Here is an 18,191-nt window from a genome sequence, read left to right as displayed (position 1 = left end):
TGTTTACCTGCAGGTATTTGCCCGGAGGCCCTGCCAAAAAACCCGTCGATATAATGATTTTGGCCTCTGCACGATGAACAACAAGCCCACAGAGAATTTGAGGAAGCCATGAGCGACATCCAGCAAGAAGAAGCACATACAGGCCCCGTCAAATCACCCAAGCAATTTTTGTGGACGGTGATCTTTGCTTTTGTGATCCCGGTATTTGCCATCATTGGCCTGGTGACCTTTGTGACCTCGGCCAACAAATCCGGCCCTGGCGCGGCCGATAACGCAGGATCCATCGAAAGCCGGCTGCAAAAAGTGGGCTCGGTCGAAATACGCGACGCCAACCGCCCCCTCAAATCCGGCCAGGAGGTCTACCAGGCGCAGTGCGCCACCTGCCATGCCACCGGCGCCGCCGGCGCCCCCAAGTTTGAAGATGCTGCTGCCTGGGCGCCGCGCATCAAGACCGGCCTGGAAGCGCTGGTGCACTCGGCCCTGGCCGGCAAGGGCGCCATGGCCCCGCAAGGCGGCGGTGACTTTGAAGACACCGAAATCGCGCGCGGCGTGGTCTACATGGCCAATGCTGCAGGCGCCAAGTTTGACGAACCCCAGCGCCCGGCCTCTGCCAGCGCCGATGCGGCGGGCAGTGCCACCCCCGCCACTGCTGCTGCGGCTGCACCGGCTGCCACTAGTGCCCCTGCTGCGGCAGCCTCCGAGCCAGCAGCGGCCGTAGCCGCAGCGCCCGCAGCCGCTGCTCCCACAGCCAACGCCGCCGCCAATGGCAAGGCGCTGTATGACAAGGCCTGCTTTGTCTGCCATGCCGCTGGTGTGGCAGGCGCGCCCAAGTTCGGTGACAAGGCCGCCTGGGCACCCTATATCGCCCAGGGCATCGACAGCATGGTGAAGATTGCCATCAGCGGCAAGGGCGCAATGCCCCCGCGCGGCGGCTCCAGCGCATCGGATGAAGAGATCCATGCGGCGGTGCAGTACATGGTGGAGCAAGCGCAGTAACCAAGCCGCCCACCGCGCGACCTAAAAGATCAAGCCTGGCCCGCCGCCTTCAGCGCAGCGGGCGAGCGCACAAAGCCATAGCGCTTTTCCAGCAGCACGCTGGCCACTTCGGTCGGCTCGGGCAGCAGGCCCTGCTCGAGGGCCTGCGACACATCCAGCACATCCTGCGTATGCACAATGCCCAGCCCCTGGTCCGTGTGCAGGTAGACGGCGCCTTGCTCATCGGCCAGCACGGCCTGCACCTGCGCAGGCGCCAGCACAGCGCCGGTATGGGCATGCAGATGCAGGGCCTCATCGCGCCACTGCGCACGCCAGACCCAGGGCGTAGCCTCCAGCTCCACAAACACCTGCTGCGGGCCATTCTGGAAATACCAGCAGCCCTGGGCATCGGCTAGGTAATTGCGGGCAATGAACTGCGCGAGCTTGTCGTGCTCCACCCGCGAGCCCTTGGCGCCTGGCAGGCCACTGGTAAAAGCACCGGCGGCCTGGGCCTGCGCATCGCGCAGCCACCAGTTGCCGCGCGCATCCAGCGCCAGCCAGCCCCAGCAGGCGGGCACGTTGGGCCATTTGGCCATGGCTTGTTTCACGATATCGTCCATCTGCTGATCCTACTGCATGCGCTGACGCCGGCATGCCGGTCATGCGCCCCTCAGACCGTCAATAATCGCTGACAATGGGCCGCTGCCAGATCGGTAACAATGGCGGCTCTGAACATGGCGAGGAGCCCTCATGAACGCATGGAAACGATTTCTGGTGGTAGCAGCCGCAGCGCTGGCACTGACGGGCTGCGGCTATAACGATTTTCAACGGCTGGACGAAGAATCCACCGCCGCCTGGAGCGAGGTGCTGAGCCAGTACCAGCGCCGTGCGGATCTGGTGCCCAACATCGTGGCCTCCGTCAAGGGTGAGGCCAACTTCGAGCAGGACACGCTCACCAAGGTGATCGAAGCGCGGGCCAAGGCCACCTCGATCCAGGCCACGCCCGAGCTGGTGAACAACCCCGAGGCTTTCAACAAGTTCCAGCAGGCCCAGGGCGAGCTGTCGAGCGCGCTGTCGCGCCTGATGGTGGTCTCGGAGCGCTACCCCGAGCTCAAGGCGAACCAGGCTTTCCGCGATCTGCGCGTGACGCTGGAAGGTACAGAAAACCGCATTGCCGTGGCGCGGGACCGCTATATCGGCACCGTCAAGGCCTACAACATCAAGGCCCGCGTGTTCCCCACCAACCTGACGGCCAAGGTCTTTGGCTACCAGCCCAAGGCCAATTTCACGGTGCAGAACGAGGCCCAGATTTCCCAGCCGCCTAGCGTCGACTTCTCGTCCGAGCGGAAGTAAGCGCATGGCCCGGATGCCCGCTTGGCGCCCGCCGCTGGCCTGGGTGCTGGCCCTGGCAGTGGCCGTGCTGCTGCCCTGGCTCAGCGCGCCAGCGCGCGCTGCCGTGCAGCCGGTGCCCGCACTCAGCGCCCATGTGATCGACCAGACCGCCACCTTGAGCGCGCAGGACCAGGCCCAGCTCGAAGCGCAGCTGACGGCGCTGGAGCGCGACACCGGCGCGCAGGTCGTGGTGCTGATGGTCGCCAGCACCAGCCCCGAAGACATTGCCGCCTATGCCCAGCGCGTGGCCAGCACCTGGAAGATTGGCCGCAAGGAGGTGGGCGATGGCCTGCTGGTGCTGGTGGCCAAGGACGACCGGCGCATGCGCATCGAGGTCGCCAAGACCTTGGAAGGCGCGATTCCCGACCTGCGCGCTGCGCGCATCATTGACCAGACGATGGCACCGGCTTTCCGCGCCGGCAACTTTGCCGCCGGCATTGGCGACAGCCTGGCCCAGATCAGCGCGCTGATCAAGGGCGAGGCGCTGCCGCCGCCCCGCAGCACGCCCCCCGCCCGCAACCAAGCGTCGTCGGCCTTGCCCGATGACCCGGCGCAGCTGCTGCTGTTCTTCTTTATCTTTGTGATGGTGGGCGGCAGCGTGTTGCGCAGCATGCTGGGCCGCGCGCTGGGCTCGCTGGCCACCGGCGGCGCAGCTGGCCTGGTAGCGGCCTGGCTCACCTCCAGCGTGCTGCTGGGCATTGGCGCTGGCGTTGCTGCGCTCTTTGTGGTCTTGCTGGCCGGCAGCATGCGAGGGGGCAGCTCGATCGGCGGCGGTGGTGGAGGCTTTGGCGGCGGAGGCGGCTTTGGCGGGGGTGGATTTGGTGGCGGCGGCGGTGGAGGCGGCGGATTCAGCTCCGGCGGCGGCGGCAATTTTGGGGGCGGTGGCGCCTCGGGGAGCTGGTGATGGGCCATTGGTTGCAACGCTGGGGCAGGCAACTGCGCCACCGCTTTCTGGAGCGCGATGCCTCCCATGCCTTGCCCGATGACGCAAGGCAGCGCCTGGCGCAGGCCATCGCGGCATCGGAGGCCAGGCACAGCGGCCAGATCCGCGTCTATGTGGAAAGCGCCCTGCCCTGGAGCTATATCCGCCGTGATGCGCCCGCGCGCGAGCGCGCGGTGATGCAGTTTGGCAAGCAGCGCGTCTGGGATACCGAGCACAACAATGGCGTGCTCATCTACCTGCTGCTGACCGACCATGCGATCGAGATCGTCGCCGACCGGGCCGTCTCGCGCTGCGTCAGCGGCCCGCAGTGGCAGGCGATGGTCGACAGCCTGGCTAACGACCTGCGCAGCGGCCAGTACGAAAAGGCCTTGCTGGCGGCCATTGGCCAGGTTTCGCACCATCTGGAGCAGCAGTTCCCACGCGGCGCCGCACCCTCGGCGGCAGGTAACGAACTCGATGACCAGCCGCTGATCGGCTGAGCACGGCGCACGGGAGGCGAATTTCTGCCTCCCAGCCCAACCGGGCAGTCGATATAAATGATAATGCGCAATCAATATCATTTGATACACCTTTCGCCCGCCCTTCTCGCCTGCCTGCTCCATGTCCTCCGACACCCCCATCCTCCCCCGCAGCCCTGCTGCCGTTCTGCCGGGCGCCAGCCGCCTGCAATCGATTGACGCCCTGCGCGGCCTGGTCATCCTCTTCATGCTGATCGACCATGTGCGCGAGACCTTCTACCTGCACCACCAGGTGCCCGACCCGATGGATGTCTCCGCCACCGCACCGGAGCTGTTCTTCAGCCGCTTGCTCGCCCACCTGTGCGCGCCGGTGTTTGTGCTGCTCACGGGCCTGTCGGCCTTTTTGTACGGCAGCAAGTACGAAGATGGGCGCGCGGCGGCCTCGGGCTTTCTGTTCAAGCGCGGGCTGTTTCTGGTGCTGCTGGAGGTGACCGTGGTCAACTTTGCCTGGACCTTCCAGTTCCCGCCCACCAAGATCTTCTTGCAGGTGATCTGGGCCATTGGCCTGTCGATGCTGATGCTGTCGGCCCTGGTCTGGCTGCCGCGCCGCCTGATCATTCCGCTGGGCCTGCTGCTGGTTGCCGGCCACAACCTGCTCGACCACCTGCACTTTGCGCCCGACCATGCGCTGCACACGCTGTGGGCCGTGCTGCATGACCGGGGCTGGATCGAGGTGAGCGAGACCCTGCGCCTGCGCACCTCTTACCCCCTGCTGCCCTGGATCGGCGTGATCGCACTGGGCTATGCGATGGGCCCCTGGTTTGCCAAGGGTGCCGATGCACTGCAGCGCCAGCGCCGCCTTTTGACCTGGGGCCTGGGCCTGTTGGTGGGTTTTGTGCTGCTGCGTGCCACCAACGTCTATGGCGACAAGCCCTGGGTGGTGGACGATTCGTTCCTCGTGAGCGCCATGGGCTTTTTGAACATCACCAAGTACCCGCCATCCCTCTTGTTTCTGGCGCTGACCCTGGGCATCGGCCTGCTGCTGCTGCGCGCCTTTGAGCGCCGGCCACAGATGCGCTGGCTGGCACCGCTGACGGTGTTTGGCGCCGCGCCGATGTTCTTTTATGTGCTGCACCTCTATGTGCTCAAGTTTCTCTACCTGGGCGCGCAGGCGATCTGGGGCAACAACCAGGGCGAGCTGTTCGGCTTTGGTTCGATGTGGATGGTCTGGCTCAGCACCCTCGCCCTGGGCGTTGCGCTCTACCCGCCGGTCAAGGCCTTTGCCGCGTTCAAGGCCCGCCGGCGCGATATTGCCTGGCTCAAGTACCTGTAAGCCGCCGTGATAGCTTAAGCCGCAGGGCCCGCGCCGCTGCGGCAATCCTTGCACTGGCCGTACAAGGTGATCTCATGGCCCTCCACCAGAAAGCCCGGCGGTGCCATGCCCTTGAGGTCGCCCGGGCAGGCCTGGATATCAAACACCCGCCGGCAGCTGTTGCACTGGAAGTGGTGGTGGTGGTCATGCGTGGCCGGCTCATACAGCGGCAGGCCACCGGGCAAGGTGACCACGCGCAGCAGGCCCTCTTCGGTCATCAACTTGAGGTTGCGGTAGACGGTCGCAATGCCCAAGGCCGGCAGCGCAGCACCCGCAATCTCCAGCACCTCTTGGGGTGAGAGTGGACGGCCTTGCGATGCAAAGGCATCGGCGATGGCGGCGCGCTGGCGGGTAGGACGTTGCATGGTCTGACAGGGGCGTTCCGAAGAACGGATGGGCAATCGGGGGAGCGCCCATCATAGCCGCTTGGGCTGCGGCCTGCAGCCAGGCAGCGCTGGCGGGCAGGCCACTGCCCGCCATTGCCCTCAGTGGCCCTCCGTCGCCGCGCTGGTGCCTCAGAAAATCTGCAAGGGCATCTCCGCCAGCAGCCGCACCTGGTTCACATTGAGCTCACCCTGGGTTTGGTTGGCCCGGTGCACGCCGTAGCGCAGCTGCAGCGCCAGCCCCTTGGCCTGGCCTTGCTGCACGGTGTAGCGCAGCAGCATGTCGCGCTCCCAGTGGCGGCCGCCACGGCCGCTGGCGCCCAGGTAGTTGGCGTACACGCTGCCGGCGCGGCTGTAGTCAATGCCCGAGCCGCGTGTATAGGCGACGCCCGCGCGCAGGCCCGGTGTCAGCCACTGGCCCAGATCGGCCTCGTACTTGAGCTGCCAGGACGCCTCATGCGGCGCATTGAAGTCCGACAGCTGCATCGCGTTGTCCAGCCAGATGGAGCCCCGGTTGACATAGTCGAACGGCGTATCGCCATCGACCTTCTGGTAGCCCAGGCCCAGCTGGTGCATGCCGGCCGCATAGGTCGCCATCAGGCTCCAGGTCAGGTTGTCCACCCGGCCAGCCTTGGCCGCGCCGGTGTCCTTGTTGCGGTACAGGTTCAGGCTCAGCGAGAGGCTTTTCTTCTCGGCCAGCGCCTTTTTGTAGACGCCGCCCAGATACCAGGTGTTCCAGACATCCTCGTATTGGCCCACATAGCTCGACAGGCTCAGCCCGCTCCAGGGCGTAGTCCAGCTGCCGCCGGCAAAGCTGAAGGCATCGCCTTGCACGCCCGAGTAATTGGCCAGCAGGGGCTGGCCATTCTTGCGCGCATTGCGGTCGGCCCAGCGGGTAAAGCGACCGGCCTGCAGCGTCAGCTGCGCAATATCGTTGCTGCTTATCTGCCAGCCCCGGTTGGTCTCGGGCAGCAGGCGGGTGTCGGACGAGTGGAAGATCGGGTTCTTGGTGCGCATCTCACCCACCTTCAGCTCGGTCGACGACCAGCGCAGCTTGAGCGCCGCCCCTGCGCGGCCAAAGCTGTCCTGCAGGTCCGTGCCGTCCTTGGCGATATAGCGCGGGTTGCTGCGCACCTTGTCGGCCTCCGAGCCCAGGTTGATGCCGCCATAGGCATGCGCATCCAGCCCCAGGCCGACCACCCCCTGCGTGTAGCCCGAGCTGAAGTTCATCATCAGCCCATAGGCTGCTTCGGCGGCCTTGTCCGAGCGCGCGCCGCCGGACACCACGCGCGTGCTGTCGCCACGCCGGTAGTCCAGCTGCTCATAGACCATGCGGTTGACCATGCCCAGGCTCGCGCCCTCGATGAAGCCCTTAGCCTCGTCCTGCGCGCCCGCCTGCACATGGCCTGCCGCCAGGGCCAGCGCCGCCAGGCCGCTGCTGCGCGCCATCCATTTGAAATAAGTCATTGTCTTGTGTTGCCCAAAATTGCGATAGCGGTTCAGCGCGGCGCCGAGGCACGGCTGACGATGTCCTTGAAGCGCTGCTGCGCGCGCTCGGGCACCTCGGCGGGCACCTGCAGGCCGGGCAGCGGCGCATCGCCCACCTGCACCAGCATCACCATGCCCATGGCGTAATGGGGCAGGCACTGCACGCCATACAAACCTGCGGCATCAAAGCTGACCTCGATCTCCTCGTTGATCTTGCCCTTGAAGGGCTTGGCACCGGCGGGCGCCATGCCCGGGATGCTGACCGCATCGTGACCGCTGCTGCTAGCCAGGAACTTGACCTTGTCGCCCGGCTTGATCTGCAAAAACTCGGGCTCATAGGTCATTGCGCCGGTGGCGCTGCGGTTGCGCATCTTGACTTCAAAAGTCTCTGCGCCCGCCTGGCTGCACAGCAAGCTGCTCAACACAACAGGTAGCCAGATTCGGTGGTTCAGGGTGGGCATATCGGCTCACAGTCAGGAAGAAGAAAGCGGGCGAAAACGCAGCACGCGGCTGCCGTCCCAGGGGTCGACCAGCGCGCTGGCCTCGACGCGAAAAACTTGCGCCAGCAGCGCGGCATCGAGCACCTGCTCGGGCCTGCCCAGCGCAACGAGCCGGCCTTGCTGCATGACGGCCAGCCGGTCGCAGGCCAGCGCCTGGTTCAGGTCATGCAGGGCCACGACCTTGGTGACGGGCAAGGCGCGGATCAAGGCCATCAGCGACAGCTGCTGGTGGATATCGAGGTGGTTGCAGGGCTCATCGAGCAGCAGCACACCGGGCTGCTGCGCCAGCGCGCGTGCGATGTGCACACGCTGGCGCTCGCCGCCCGAGAGGCTGTGCCAGGCGCTGTGGCGGCGGTCCGCCATGCCCACGGCATCCAGGGCCTGCTGCACGGCCTCCCAGTCCTGCGCGGCAAAAGGCTGCAGCGCCGACAGCCAGGGCGTGCGCCCCAGCGCCACCGCGTCTTCGACGCTGATGGCATCCTGCGTCTCGGCCATCTGCGCCACCAGGGCCAGCTCGCGCGCAATGGCGCGGCGCCCCCTCTTGTGCAGCGGCTGACCCTGCAGCAGCACCTGGCCCTCGTTGGGCCGGATCACACCGGCGAGCAAGCGCAGCAGGCTGGATTTGCCCGAGCCGTTGGGGCCGATCAGCCCCAGCATTTCGTGGCGCTGCACCGGCAGGCTGAGCTGCTCGACAACCGGCCGGCCCTGCAGGCGCAGGCCCAGCGCACAGGCCTGCAACACGGGTTGATCCGCCGTGACCAGAGGTGCCGCCGTCATCCGCGCCTCCGCTGGCTTTTGAGCAGGATGACGGCAAACACCGGCGCCCCGACCAGGGCGGTGATGACGCCAATGGGCAGCACCTGGCCCCGGATCAGGGTGCGCGAGAGCACATCGGCGGCGATCAGAAACACCGCGCCCATCATCGCGCTGGCAGGCACCAGGCGGCCGTGGCTGACGCCGACCAGCATGCGCGCGGCATGTGGAATCACCAGGCCAACAAAGCCGATCGCGCCAACGATGGAGACCATGACGGCCGTCATCAGAGCCGCGGCCAGCAGCAGCACCAGTTGCACACGGCGCACCGGCACGCCCAGCGCGGCCGCCGATTCGCTGCCAAAGGTGAAGGCATCGAGCGCGCGCGTATGCAGCAGGCACAGCACCAGGCCGGGGATCGCGATGCAGGCGGTCAGAACGGTATCGGGCCAGCGCACGCCGCTCAGGCTGCCCAGCAGCCAGAACATGATGCCCCGGGCCTGCTCGGCACTGCCCGACTTGGTGATGATGAGCGAGGTCAGCGCATTGAACAGCTGCGAGCCCGCAATGCCGGCCAGCACAATCTGGCCGCTGTTGCGCAGCCCGCCGCTGCCGGCGGCGTGGGCCAGCAGGGCGACCAGTGCAAATGCGCAGAGCGCGCCAAAAAAGGCGCCCACGGTCATCGAGATGGCGCCCGCGCCGATGCCCACGACGGTCACCAGCACTGCGCCGGTGGAGGCCCCGGCAGAGATGCCGAGCAAATAGGGTTCGGCCAGCGCATTGCGCAGCAGCGATTGCAAAATGACGCCCGAGACCGCCAGGCCCGCGCCGCAGCTGGCCGCCACCAGCGCGCGGGGCAGGCGGTAGTTCCAGACAATGCCCTGGCTGATGGGATCGATGGCGTAGTGGGCACCGGCCAGCTTGTTGGCCAGCACCTGCAGCACCAGGCTGGGCGACAGCGCCGTCTCGCCAATGGCGATGCCCAGCGCCACGCTCAGCAGCATCGCCAGTGCCGCGCCCAGGCACCAGGCGGCCCCATGCAGCGGCCTGCGCAGCGCCGATGGGCGCGCTGATGCCGTTGCCACCATTATGCAGAGCCTTGCATCAGCGGCTGATCAACGCGCGGCCGCTGGGCCGAGCTTGCGTACCGCATCGCTGATCTGCTCCATGCCATCGACCAGGCGGATCGAGCCTTGCAGCGCATCGGCATCAACAATGACGATGCGGTTGTTCTTGACCGCATCCATGTGCTGGGTGACCGGGTCCATCTTCAGAAACTCCAGCTTCTTTTGGTAGTCGTCCGCAGGGAAGCGGCGGCGGTCCATGCGGGCGATCACCAGGACCGAGGGGTTGGCCTTGGCAATCGTCTCCCAGCCCACGGTGGGCCATTCTTCGGACGAGTCGACGATATTGCGCAGGCCCAAGGTCTGCAGCATGTAGCCGGCAACGCCATTCTTACCAGCCATATACGGGTCGATGGCCAGATCGGCGCTGGAGAACCACAGCGCAGCCGAGAGGTTCGGCTGCTGCGCCGCCTGGACCTTGGCGACCGCTTTGGCCTGGCGCTCGCGCAGGTCCTTGACCAGGCGCTCGCCCTGGGGCTGCACATCAAAGAGCTGCGCCAGTTGCGTGATGCTCTTGTAGAGCGCCTGCACATCGTAGGCCGCGGTGCGGGTGCCATCGGCGCCCTTGAGGTTGTTCTTGCCTTCACAGTCGGAGGGCATCGCATAGGTGGCAATGCCCAGGTCATGGAACTGCTCGCGCGTGCCCACGACGCCGTCCTTGCCGACCATCCACTCGAACTGCGACACCACCAGTGCCGGGCGCTTGCCGATCACCGACTCGAAGCTCGGGTCGTTGTCCGCAAGGCGTGGCACCTTGTCATTGATCGCCTTGAACTGGGGCAGCACGGCGTTGAACCACAGCGAGGTGCCCACCAGCTTGTCGCCCAGACCCAGCGCATACAGCATCTCGGTGCCGGCCTGGCCGATGGTGACGACCGAGGCGGGCGCCTGCTTGAGGGACACCGCGTAGCCGCAGTTGTGCAGCTGCATCGGATAAGGGGCAGCCCAGGCGGACAGCGAGGTGAATACACAGGTAGCCAACAGGGCAGGCAGCGCAAAACGGCGAACAGGCATCGGAATCGTCTCTCCAGGTAGAGGCTGGGCATGCGGGCCGTGCGAGCCGATCCGGTGCGGGGCGCTGCCCGGTGGAGCCAGGACAGGCTTGCGCAGACGAGACGCTGCTCACCGCCCGGACACCCCGCCGGTCATGATCAAAACACACGCACATCCGCCATGAATGGGTTTGCATCACCGGTGTTTGCGATGTTCGCCTTGCAGCGCGCAAACCGGTGGCATGCCTGTTTCTCTGTGCAAACCAGGGGCTTGCCAGTGGGTTGTGAATGCATGACCTTGGCAGGTCTCCTGACTGGCCGGTCTGCGCAGACCATCGCCTTCCCGAACCGCAGTTCAGTGGCGCATGGATGGCCTGCTCGTGGCCTACAGTTGCGGGGGCAGTTCCGTTTGGGGCGCTGGCTGCCGGCTCGCGCTCCCTGGATTCCCTCATGCCCCGGCACCCTGCCGTGCGCATGTTCTTGCGAAACCAAAGTGGCTGTACTGTAGCCGATTTACAGGGCCTGCATGCTAAGCTGCAGGCCGTTTGATGGCCATGAACCACCCACCCACTACACCCAGCGCATACGGCATCCGCCGCGTTGAACATCTCGCGCCGGTGGCGGCCTTTTTGCAGGCGGCGCGCCAAACCATGTTTGGCGATCGGGTCGATACCAACACGCCGCAGGCCGACCTGCGCGACTTTGCCTCGGTCTACGCATCGCCCGGCGGCTGCATGCTGGCGGCCTGGCAGGGCGACCGCGTCATCGGCAGCATTGCCTACCGCGCCTATGACGGGCGCTTTGCCCATCTGACCGTGCCCAGTGCAGGCACCGCCGAGGTGGTGCGCCTGTATGTGGACCCGGCCTGGCGCCGGCAAGGCCTGGCTGGCGTGCTGTTCGCGCAGCTGCGTCAGCGGGCGCTGCAGCAGGGTGTGCAGCGGCTCTACCTGCACACGCATCCTTTTTTGCCAGGCGCGCAAACCTTCTGGCAGCGCCAGGGTTTTATCACCCTGCACCAGGATGCCGACCCGCTGTGGCAAACCATCCATATGCAGCAGGTGCTGCAGACGGGGCCTGCTCCGACGCATCCGGTACGGGCGTAAAAAAACCACCGCATGCGGTGGTTTTCCTGTGGCAGTTGCGCAAACAGCGGATCAGCGCTTCTTGCGGTATTTTTGCAGGGCGGCAATCTGGGCGGCCATGACGGACAGCTCGGATTGGGCCTTGGCCAGGTCAAGCTCGCCCTTGGCGTTCTTGAGGGCTTCTTCAGCCTTTTGCTTGGCTTCAACCGCTTTTTGCTCGTCCAGGTCCTTGCCGCGCACAGCGGTGTCGGACAGCACGGTCACGCAGTCGGGTTGCACTTCGAGAATGCCACCAGCCACGAAGATGAACTCTTCGCCGCCGTCGGCCTTCTCAATGCGCACCGAACCCGGCTTGATGCGGGTGATCAACGGCGTGTGGCGGGCGTAGATACCGAGTTCGCCCATTTCACCAGGCAAAGCCACAAAGCGGGCTTCGCCGGAGAAGATGGATTCTTCAGCACTGACCACATCAACGTGGAAGGTGTTCATCTTTGATCCTCAGAGTGAAAAAGAAACTAGTTTGCGAGCAGGGCTGCGTGCGGCAGCCCGTTCTGCAAAGCTTAGATCTTCTTCGCCTTCTCGATGGCTTCGTCGATCGTGCCAACCATGTAGAAGGCTTGCTCGGGCAGGTGGTCGCACTCGCCGTTGACGATCATCTTGAAGCCGCGGATGGTTTCCGACAGCGGCACGTACTTGCCTGGAGCGCCCGTGAACACTTCAGCAACGTGGAAAGGCTGCGACAGGAAACGCTGGATCTTGCGAGCGCGGGCCACGACGAGCTTGTCTTCGGGAGCCAGTTCGTCCATACCCAGAATCGCAATGATGTCGCGCAGTTCGGTGTAGCGCTGCAGGGTACCCTGCACTTGGCGGGCGACCGAGTAGTGCTCTTCACCGACCACTTGGGGGTCCAGCTGGCGGCTGGTCGACGCCAGGGGGTCCACCGCAGGGTAGATACCCAGCGAAGCAATGTCACGCGACAGCGCCACGGTGGAGTCCAAGTGGGCGAAGGTCGTTGCTGGCGATGGATCGGTGTAATCGTCCGCTGGCACGTACACGGCCTGGATCGAGGTGATCGAACCCACCTTGGTCGAGGTGATACGCTCTTGCAGACGGCCCATTTCTTCGGCCAGCGTAGGCTGGTAGCCCACGGCCGAAGGCATACGGCCCAGCAGTGCGGACACTTCGGTACCGGCCAGCGTGTAGCGGTAGATGTTGTCCACGAAGAACAGCACGTCCTTGCCTTCGTCACGGAACGCTTCAGCCATGGTCAGGCCGGTCAGCGCCACGCGCAGACGGTTTCCTGGTGGCTCGTTCATCTGGCCGTACACCATGGCAACCTTCGAGTCGTTGAGCGACTCCTGGTTCACCACACCGGCGTCCGACATTTCGTGGTAGAAGTCGTTACCTTCACGGGTACGCTCACCCACGCCGGCGAACACGGACAGACCGCTGTGCGCCTTGGCGATGTTGTTGATGAGCTCCATCATGTTCACGGTCTTGCCCACACCGGCACCACCGAACAGACCGACCTTACCGCCCTTGGCGAACGGGCACACCAGGTCAATCACCTTGATGCCGGTTTCCAGCAGTTCCTGTGCAGGGGCCAGCTCGTCATAAGCGGGCGCCTTGCGGTGGATGGAAGCGGTCAAGGTCTGGTCCACAGGACCGCGTTCGTCGATGGGGTTACCCAGCACGTCCATGATGCGGCCAAGGGTTGCCTTGCCCACGGGCACGGTGATCGCCTTGCCGGTGTTGGTGACCATCAGGCCACGCTTGATACCGTCCGACGAGCCCAGCGCAATGGTACGCACCACGCCGTCGCCCAGCTGCTGCTGCACTTCCAGCGTCAGGGCAGTGCCTTCGAGCTTCAGTGCGTCATACACGTTAGGCACGCTGCCGTGGGGGAACTCAACGTCCACCACCGCACCGATACATTGAACAATCTTGCCTTGTACTTGAGCCATTTGTTGCTCCAATATTGATTTCAGTCGAGCTGTATTACACAGCCGCGGCGCCTGCGACGATTTCCGACAACTCGGTCGTAATCGCAGCCTGACGCGTCTTGTTGTAGATCAGCTTCAACTCGTTGATGACGTTGCCGGCGTTGTCGGTAGCGGCCTTCATGGCCACCATGCGCGCAGACTGCTCGGAAGCCATGTTGTCTGCAACGGCCGAATAGATCAGCGATTCCGCATAACGCACGAGCAGCTCGTCGATCACACTTTGCGCATCGGGCTCGTAGATGTAGTCCCAGCCGTGGGATGCAGCCGGTGCCGAGCCCTGGATCGCTTCTTGCGACAGGGGCAGCAACTGCTCCACAACCGAGTCCTGCTTCATCGTATTGATGAACTTGGTGTAGCACAAATAGACCGCGCTCAGCTTGCCCTCAGCGTACTGGTCGAGCAAAACCTTGGCCGGGCCGATCAGCGCATCCAGATGCGGCGTATCGCCCAAGGCGGTAGCGTTGGCCACCACCTTGACACCCACGCGCGTCAGAAAGCCCAGACCCTTGCTGCCAATGGCCACGGCTTCCGTGCTGACACCCGCAGATTGCAGTTCCTTGAGCTTGTTCGTCACGGCACGCAGCACATTGGTGTTCATGCCGCCGCACAGGCCCTTGTCAGTCGTCACCACGATCACACCCACCTTCTTGACGTCATTCGACACCATGAAGGGGTGGACATATTCGGGGTTTGCCTGGCTCAGGTGAGCTGCAATTGCGCGAATCTTCTCGCTGTATGGACGGGCTGCCTGCATCCGCTCCTGCGCCTTGCGCATTTTGGATGCGGCAACCATTTCCATGGCCTTGGTGATCTTCTTGGTGTTTTCCACCGATTTGATCTTGCCGCGTATTTCCTTGCCTGCTGCCATGATGACTCCTCGACCGGATTAAGCGAAGGACTTCTTGAATGCAGTGATCGCTGCAGTCAGTTCAGCTTCGTCCTTGCCTTCCTTGTCGAAAGCCTTCTTCTCGTTCAGACGGTCCACCAAGGCGCCGTAGCTGGTCTTGAGGAACTGGTGCAGACCCGATTCAAAAGGCAGGACCTTCTTGACTTCGATGTCGTCCATGAAACCCTTGTTCACGGCAAACAGCGAAGCGGCCATCAGAGCGACGGGCAGAGGGCTGTACTGGGCTTGCTTGAGCAGCTCGGTCACGCGGGCACCGCGGTCGAGTTGCTTGCGGGTTGCATCGTCCAGGTCAGAAGCGAACTGCGCGAAAGCAGCCAGTTCACGGTACTGCGCCAGGTCGGTACGGATACCGCCGGACAGGCCCTTGATCAGCTTGGTCTGAGCGGAACCACCCACGCGGGACACCGAGATACCGGCGTTGATAGCGGGACGGATACCGGCGTTGAACAGGCTGGTTTCCAGGAAGATCTGGCCGTCGGTGATCGAGATCACGTTGGTAGGCACGAAGGCCGACACGTCACCGGCTTGGGTTTCGATGATGGGCAGAGCCGTCAGCGAACCCGTCTTACCCTTGACTTCACCCTTGGTGAAGGCTTCCACGTAGTCCGCGTTCACGCGGGCTGCGCGCTCGAGCAGGCGGCTGTGGAGATAGAACACGTCGCCAGGGAACGCTTCGCGGCCTGGTGGACGGCGCAGCAGCAGCGACACTTGGCGGTAAGCCACGGCTTGCTTGGACAGGTCGTCATACACGATCAGGGCGTCTTGGCCACGGTCGCGGAAGTACTCACCCATCGTGCAACCCGAGTAGGCCGACACGTACTGCATGGCAGCGGATTCAGAAGCGGTAGCGGCCACGACGATGGTGTATTCCATCGCGCCAGCTTGCTCCAGCGCACGCACCACGTTCTTGACCGACGAAGCCTTCTGACCAATGGCCACGTACACGCAGGTAACGCCTTGGCCCTTTTGGTTGATGATGGCGTCGATCGCGACAGCGGTCTTACCGGTCTGGCGGTCACCAATGATCAGCTCGCGCTGGCCACGGCCCACGGGCACCATCGCGTCGATGGACTTGATACCCGATTGCAGGGGCTGGTCCACGGATTGACGGGCGATAACACCAGGCGCAACCTTTTCGATCACGTCGGTCATCTTGGCGTTGATAGGACCCTTGCCGTCGATAGGCTGGCCCAGCGCGTTCACCACGCGACCGACCAGTTCCGGGCCCACGGGCACTTCCAGAATACGGCCGGTGCACTTGACGATGTCGCCTTCCGAGATATGGGTGTACTCACCCAGAATCACGGCGCCAACCGAGTCACGCTCCAGGTTCAGAGCCAGACCGAAGGAAGGTTGACCATCGGCGGTGGCTGGGAATTCCAGCATTTCGCCGGCCATCACATCGGACAGGCCGTGCACGCGCACGATACCGTCGGTCACCGACACCACCGTACCTTGGTTACGGATATCGGAATTGCCTGACAGACCCTCAATGCGGCTCTTGATCAGTTCAGAAATTTCTGCGGGATTGAGTTGCATTACTCACTCCTTTTCATGGTTTAGCCGAATCCTCGAACTGCTTTAAGCAGTGAGGGTTGCTTTCATTTGTTCCAGACGGGCCTTGACCGAGGTGTCAAGCACCTCGTCACCCACCACAACGCGAACGCCGCCAATCAGCGACTCGTCCACGGTGGTGCTCAGATTCAGTGGGCGGCCAAAGCGTTTTTCCAGCACGGTGCCCAGCGCATTCAATGCGGAGTCATCCATGGGGAAGGCGCTGTACACCAGCGCATCGGACGAACCGTTGTTACGGTTCACCAGCGCGCGAAATTGCGAGGCCACTTCAGGCAGCGCATCCAGACGGCGGTTTTCCACCACCGTGCGCAGGAAGTTGCGCGCCAGGTCTGACAAGGCCCAACCGCGTGCCAGCGTCACACCGGCCATCACATCGATCACCTGTTCGTTGGTGACGTTGGGATTGTCGGCCAGCAGGCGCATTTCCGGATCGGCGGCAATCGCCGCCAGTTCGTCCGTCCAAGACAGGGCATCGTTCAGGCCAACACTCTTTTCAGTGCAGGCCTTGAACAAGGCTTCAGCGTAAGGACGGGCAATGGTGGCGAGTTCTGCCATTTCGTTGCTTCCTTACAGCTCAGTCTTCAGGCGATTGAGCAAATCACTGTGTACCGCAGGATTGACTTCCTTGCGGAGAATCTGCTCAGCACCCTTGACAGCCAAAGCAGCAACTTGCTCGCGCAGCGATTCGCGCGCCTGGATCACTTGCTGCTCGGCATCTGCACGAGCGGCGGCAATGATCTTGTTGCCTTCTTCGGTAGCACGGGCCTTGGCCTCTTCTACGATTGCTTGGGCACGACGGTCTGCGTCCGCGATACGCGACGCTGTCTCATTGCGGGTTGCGGAAAGTTCTTCCTCAACGCGCTTGTTCACAGCTGTCAACTCGGACTTTGCCTTATCGGCAGCAGCAAGACCATCGGCGATTTTCTTTGCTCGCTCATCCAACGCCTTGGCAATAGGTGGCCACACGAATTTCATCGTGAAGAGCACCAGAATCAAGAAGACAATGGCCTGAACGAACAGGGTCGCGTTAATACTCACGGCAACACCTTTCTATCTACGGCGTTGATCGGAGCTTAGGCCAGTTGGAATGGGTTGGCGAAAGCGAACAGCAGAGCGATAGCAACACCGATCAGGAATGCAGCGTCGATCAGACCAGCCAAGATGAACATCTTGGTTTGCAGTTCGTTGATCAGCTCAGGCTGACGTGCCGACGATTCCAGGAACTTGCCGCCCATCAGAGCAATACCGATCGAAGCGCCAATAGCGCCCAGACCAACAATCAGACCACAAGCCAGAGCGACGAGACCGAGAACGTTTTCCATGATGACTCCTGAGAAAAAAAAGAAAGGTTAAGAGAAAAAGGAAAGGGAACAGTTAGTGAGCTTCATGTGCCTGGCCGAGGTAAATCAGCGTCAGCATCATGAAAATGAAGGCCTGCAGAGTAATCACCAGAATGTGGAAGATCGCCCAGATCGTGCCTGCAATGATGTGCCCCACGGGGAGCAACACACCAGAGAGCGACATAGCGGCTGCGCCACCCATCAGGGCAATCAGCATGAACACCAACTCACCAGCGTACATGTTGCCGAACAGTCGCATACCGTGCGACACCGTCTTGGCAACGTATTCAATAATCTGCATCAGCAGGTTGACGATGCCGAGAATCACGGCAAAGACAGGATTCTTGCTGGTACCAAAAGGTGCGGACACCAGTTCGTGCGCCCAGCCGCCCAGACCCTTGATCTTGACGCTGTAGTACAGGCACAGGATCAGCACGGCCGTCGACAGACCCAGGGTGGTCGACAGATCGGCGGTAGGCACGACACGCAGATAGGCGTGGTGGTCACCGGTAGCGCCTTGCCACAGCAGGGGCAGCAGGTCGACCGGCAGCATGTCCATCGCGTTCATCAGGAAAATCCAGACGAAGACGGTGAGCGCCAGAGGAGCGATGAACTTGCGCGATTGGGCGTTGTGGATATTGGCCTTGGCCTGGTTATCCACCATCTCGACCAGCATCTCGACTGCTGCCTGGAAACGACCAGGCACGCCGGAGGTGGCCGTGCGCGCGGCCAGCCACATCACAAAGATGCCCAGCACGCCCAGGATCACGCTCACTGAGATCGAATCAAGGTTGACCACCGAGAAATCGATGATCGACTTTTGCTTGATATTCTGAAGATGCTGCAAGTGGTGAACGATGTATTCACTTGCAGTGGGTGCATTCGCTTCTGCGGCCATCGGACA

The 18,191-nt window shown here is 63.3% G+C and carries 21 protein-coding genes and 1 riboswitch; of the genes, 6 read left to right on the top strand and 15 right to left on the bottom strand.

The genetic code is table 11. The features are described 5' to 3' along the window. The first annotated feature begins 108 nt into the window (after positions 1-108). Entirely contained in the window at positions 109-996 is an 888-nt protein-coding gene (locus ACPEE1_RS02765) for a c-type cytochrome (RefSeq protein ID WP_260718411.1), read from the top strand. 29 nt (positions 997-1,025) lie between these two features. Here the strand turns inward: ACPEE1_RS02765 and ACPEE1_RS02760 are convergent, their stop codons facing one another. Next, positions 1,026-1,595, bottom strand: a complete 570-nt coding sequence (locus tag ACPEE1_RS02760) for a DUF2946 family protein (RefSeq protein ID WP_423935127.1) — start codon at positions 1,593-1,595, stop codon at positions 1,026-1,028. A gap of 130 nt (positions 1,596-1,725) precedes the next feature. On the opposite strand from ACPEE1_RS02760, the gene ACPEE1_RS02755 reads away from it, so the two are divergent. The 4 genes from ACPEE1_RS02755 (at position 1,726) to ACPEE1_RS02740 (ending at position 5,101) form a co-directional block, all read left to right on the top strand. Beyond that, the gene (locus ACPEE1_RS02755) at positions 1,726-2,328 is read left to right on the top strand and encodes a LemA family protein (RefSeq protein ID WP_021027151.1); all 603 of its coding nucleotides are present in this window, start codon (positions 1,726-1,728) and stop codon (positions 2,326-2,328) included. A 4-nt stretch (positions 2,329-2,332) separates the two neighbouring features. Next, positions 2,333-3,271 carry a TPM domain-containing protein gene (locus ACPEE1_RS02750; protein WP_182343996.1) on the top strand — a complete coding sequence of 313 codons (939 nt, stop codon included), beginning with the start codon at positions 2,333-2,335 and terminating at the stop codon, positions 3,269-3,271. Beyond that, positions 3,271-3,789 (top strand): TPM domain-containing protein, encoded by a 519-nt coding sequence (locus tag ACPEE1_RS02745; protein WP_182343998.1) that lies wholly within the window; start codon positions 3,271-3,273, stop codon positions 3,787-3,789. The genes ACPEE1_RS02750 and ACPEE1_RS02745 overlap by 1 nt, the downstream gene beginning before the upstream one ends. 121 nt (positions 3,790-3,910) lie before the next feature. Beyond that, the gene (locus ACPEE1_RS02740) at positions 3,911-5,101 is read left to right on the top strand and encodes a DUF1624 domain-containing protein (RefSeq protein ID WP_423935124.1); all 1,191 of its coding nucleotides are present in this window, start codon (positions 3,911-3,913) and stop codon (positions 5,099-5,101) included. 14 nt (positions 5,102-5,115) lie between these two features. Here ACPEE1_RS02740 and ACPEE1_RS02735 read toward each other — a convergent pair whose 3' ends face one another. The 6 genes from ACPEE1_RS02735 to ACPEE1_RS02710 form a co-directional block, all read right to left on the bottom strand. Next, positions 5,116-5,505: a Fur family transcriptional regulator gene (locus tag ACPEE1_RS02735; protein ID WP_116926839.1), complete on the bottom strand. Its 390-nt coding sequence runs from the start codon at positions 5,503-5,505 to the stop codon at positions 5,116-5,118. Positions 5,506-5,655: 150 nt separating this feature from the next. Continuing rightward, positions 5,656-6,990: an OprD family outer membrane porin gene (locus tag ACPEE1_RS02730; protein ID WP_423935122.1), complete on the bottom strand. Its 1,335-nt coding sequence runs from the start codon at positions 6,988-6,990 to the stop codon at positions 5,656-5,658. A gap of 32 nt (positions 6,991-7,022) precedes the next feature. Then, complete coding sequence (locus ACPEE1_RS02725; RefSeq protein WP_260718424.1) at positions 7,023-7,436, bottom strand: pseudoazurin; 414 nt, start codon at positions 7,434-7,436, stop codon at positions 7,023-7,025. A 48-nt stretch (positions 7,437-7,484) separates the two neighbouring features. Then, complete coding sequence (locus ACPEE1_RS02720) at positions 7,485-8,288, bottom strand: ABC transporter ATP-binding protein (protein ID WP_260718426.1); 804 nt, start codon at positions 8,286-8,288, stop codon at positions 7,485-7,487. Continuing rightward, on the bottom strand, positions 8,285-9,349 hold the full coding sequence (locus ACPEE1_RS02715; RefSeq protein ID WP_423935119.1) for a FecCD family ABC transporter permease: 1,065 nt from the start codon (positions 9,347-9,349) through the stop codon (positions 8,285-8,287). Before ACPEE1_RS02715 ends, ACPEE1_RS02720 begins: the two co-directional genes overlap by 4 nt. A 30-nt stretch (positions 9,350-9,379) precedes the next feature. Then, positions 9,380-10,402 (bottom strand): ABC transporter substrate-binding protein, encoded by a 1,023-nt coding sequence (locus tag ACPEE1_RS02710; RefSeq protein ID WP_116926834.1) that lies wholly within the window; start codon positions 10,400-10,402, stop codon positions 9,380-9,382. Between the two features lie 261 nt (positions 10,403-10,663). Next, positions 10,664-10,888, bottom strand: a riboswitch (cobalamin riboswitch). Between the two features lie 46 nt (positions 10,889-10,934). Here ACPEE1_RS02710 and ACPEE1_RS02705 point away from each other — a divergent pair. Continuing rightward, positions 10,935-11,483, top strand: coding sequence for a GNAT family N-acetyltransferase (locus tag ACPEE1_RS02705; protein ID WP_182344008.1), 549 nt, complete (start codon positions 10,935-10,937; stop codon positions 11,481-11,483). A gap of 51 nt (positions 11,484-11,534) precedes the next feature. On the opposite strand, the gene ACPEE1_RS02700 is transcribed toward ACPEE1_RS02705, so the two are convergent. From ACPEE1_RS02700 to atpB, 8 genes are all read right to left on the bottom strand, one after another. Next, positions 11,535-11,951, bottom strand: a complete 417-nt coding sequence (locus ACPEE1_RS02700) for a F0F1 ATP synthase subunit epsilon (RefSeq protein WP_021025621.1) — start codon at positions 11,949-11,951, stop codon at positions 11,535-11,537. Between the two features lie 71 nt (positions 11,952-12,022). Then, positions 12,023-13,426, bottom strand: a complete 1,404-nt coding sequence (gene atpD / locus ACPEE1_RS02695) for a F0F1 ATP synthase subunit beta (RefSeq protein ID WP_116926833.1) — start codon at positions 13,424-13,426, stop codon at positions 12,023-12,025. A gap of 34 nt (positions 13,427-13,460) precedes the next feature. Further along, complete coding sequence (atpG, locus tag ACPEE1_RS02690) at positions 13,461-14,333, bottom strand: F0F1 ATP synthase subunit gamma (protein ID WP_021025619.1); 873 nt, start codon at positions 14,331-14,333, stop codon at positions 13,461-13,463. Between the two features lie 18 nt (positions 14,334-14,351). Next, positions 14,352-15,911, bottom strand: a complete 1,560-nt coding sequence (gene atpA / locus ACPEE1_RS02685; RefSeq protein WP_116926832.1) for a F0F1 ATP synthase subunit alpha — start codon at positions 15,909-15,911, stop codon at positions 14,352-14,354. A gap of 42 nt (positions 15,912-15,953) precedes the next feature. Then, a complete protein-coding gene (locus ACPEE1_RS02680) occupies positions 15,954-16,502 on the bottom strand; it encodes a F0F1 ATP synthase subunit delta (protein ID WP_116926831.1) in 549 nt (182 codons plus the stop codon). Positions 16,503-16,514: 12 nt separating this feature from the next. Then, positions 16,515-16,985 (bottom strand): F0F1 ATP synthase subunit B, encoded by a 471-nt coding sequence (locus ACPEE1_RS02675; protein WP_021025616.1) that lies wholly within the window; start codon positions 16,983-16,985, stop codon positions 16,515-16,517. A gap of 35 nt (positions 16,986-17,020) precedes the next feature. Then, positions 17,021-17,269 (bottom strand): F0F1 ATP synthase subunit C, encoded by a 249-nt coding sequence (gene atpE / locus ACPEE1_RS02670; RefSeq protein WP_021025615.1) that lies wholly within the window; start codon positions 17,267-17,269, stop codon positions 17,021-17,023. Between the two features lie 52 nt (positions 17,270-17,321). Then, the gene (gene atpB, locus ACPEE1_RS02665) at positions 17,322-18,185 is read right to left on the bottom strand and encodes a F0F1 ATP synthase subunit A (protein WP_021025614.1); all 864 of its coding nucleotides are present in this window, start codon (positions 18,183-18,185) and stop codon (positions 17,322-17,324) included. Positions 18,186-18,191: the final 6 nt, after the last annotated feature.

The organism is Comamonas sp. 23 (assembly GCF_049601575.1).
Lineage (GTDB): Bacteria > Pseudomonadota > Gammaproteobacteria > Burkholderiales > Burkholderiaceae_C > Comamonas > Comamonas squillarum.
This window is presented reverse-complemented; position numbering and strand designations above follow the sequence as displayed.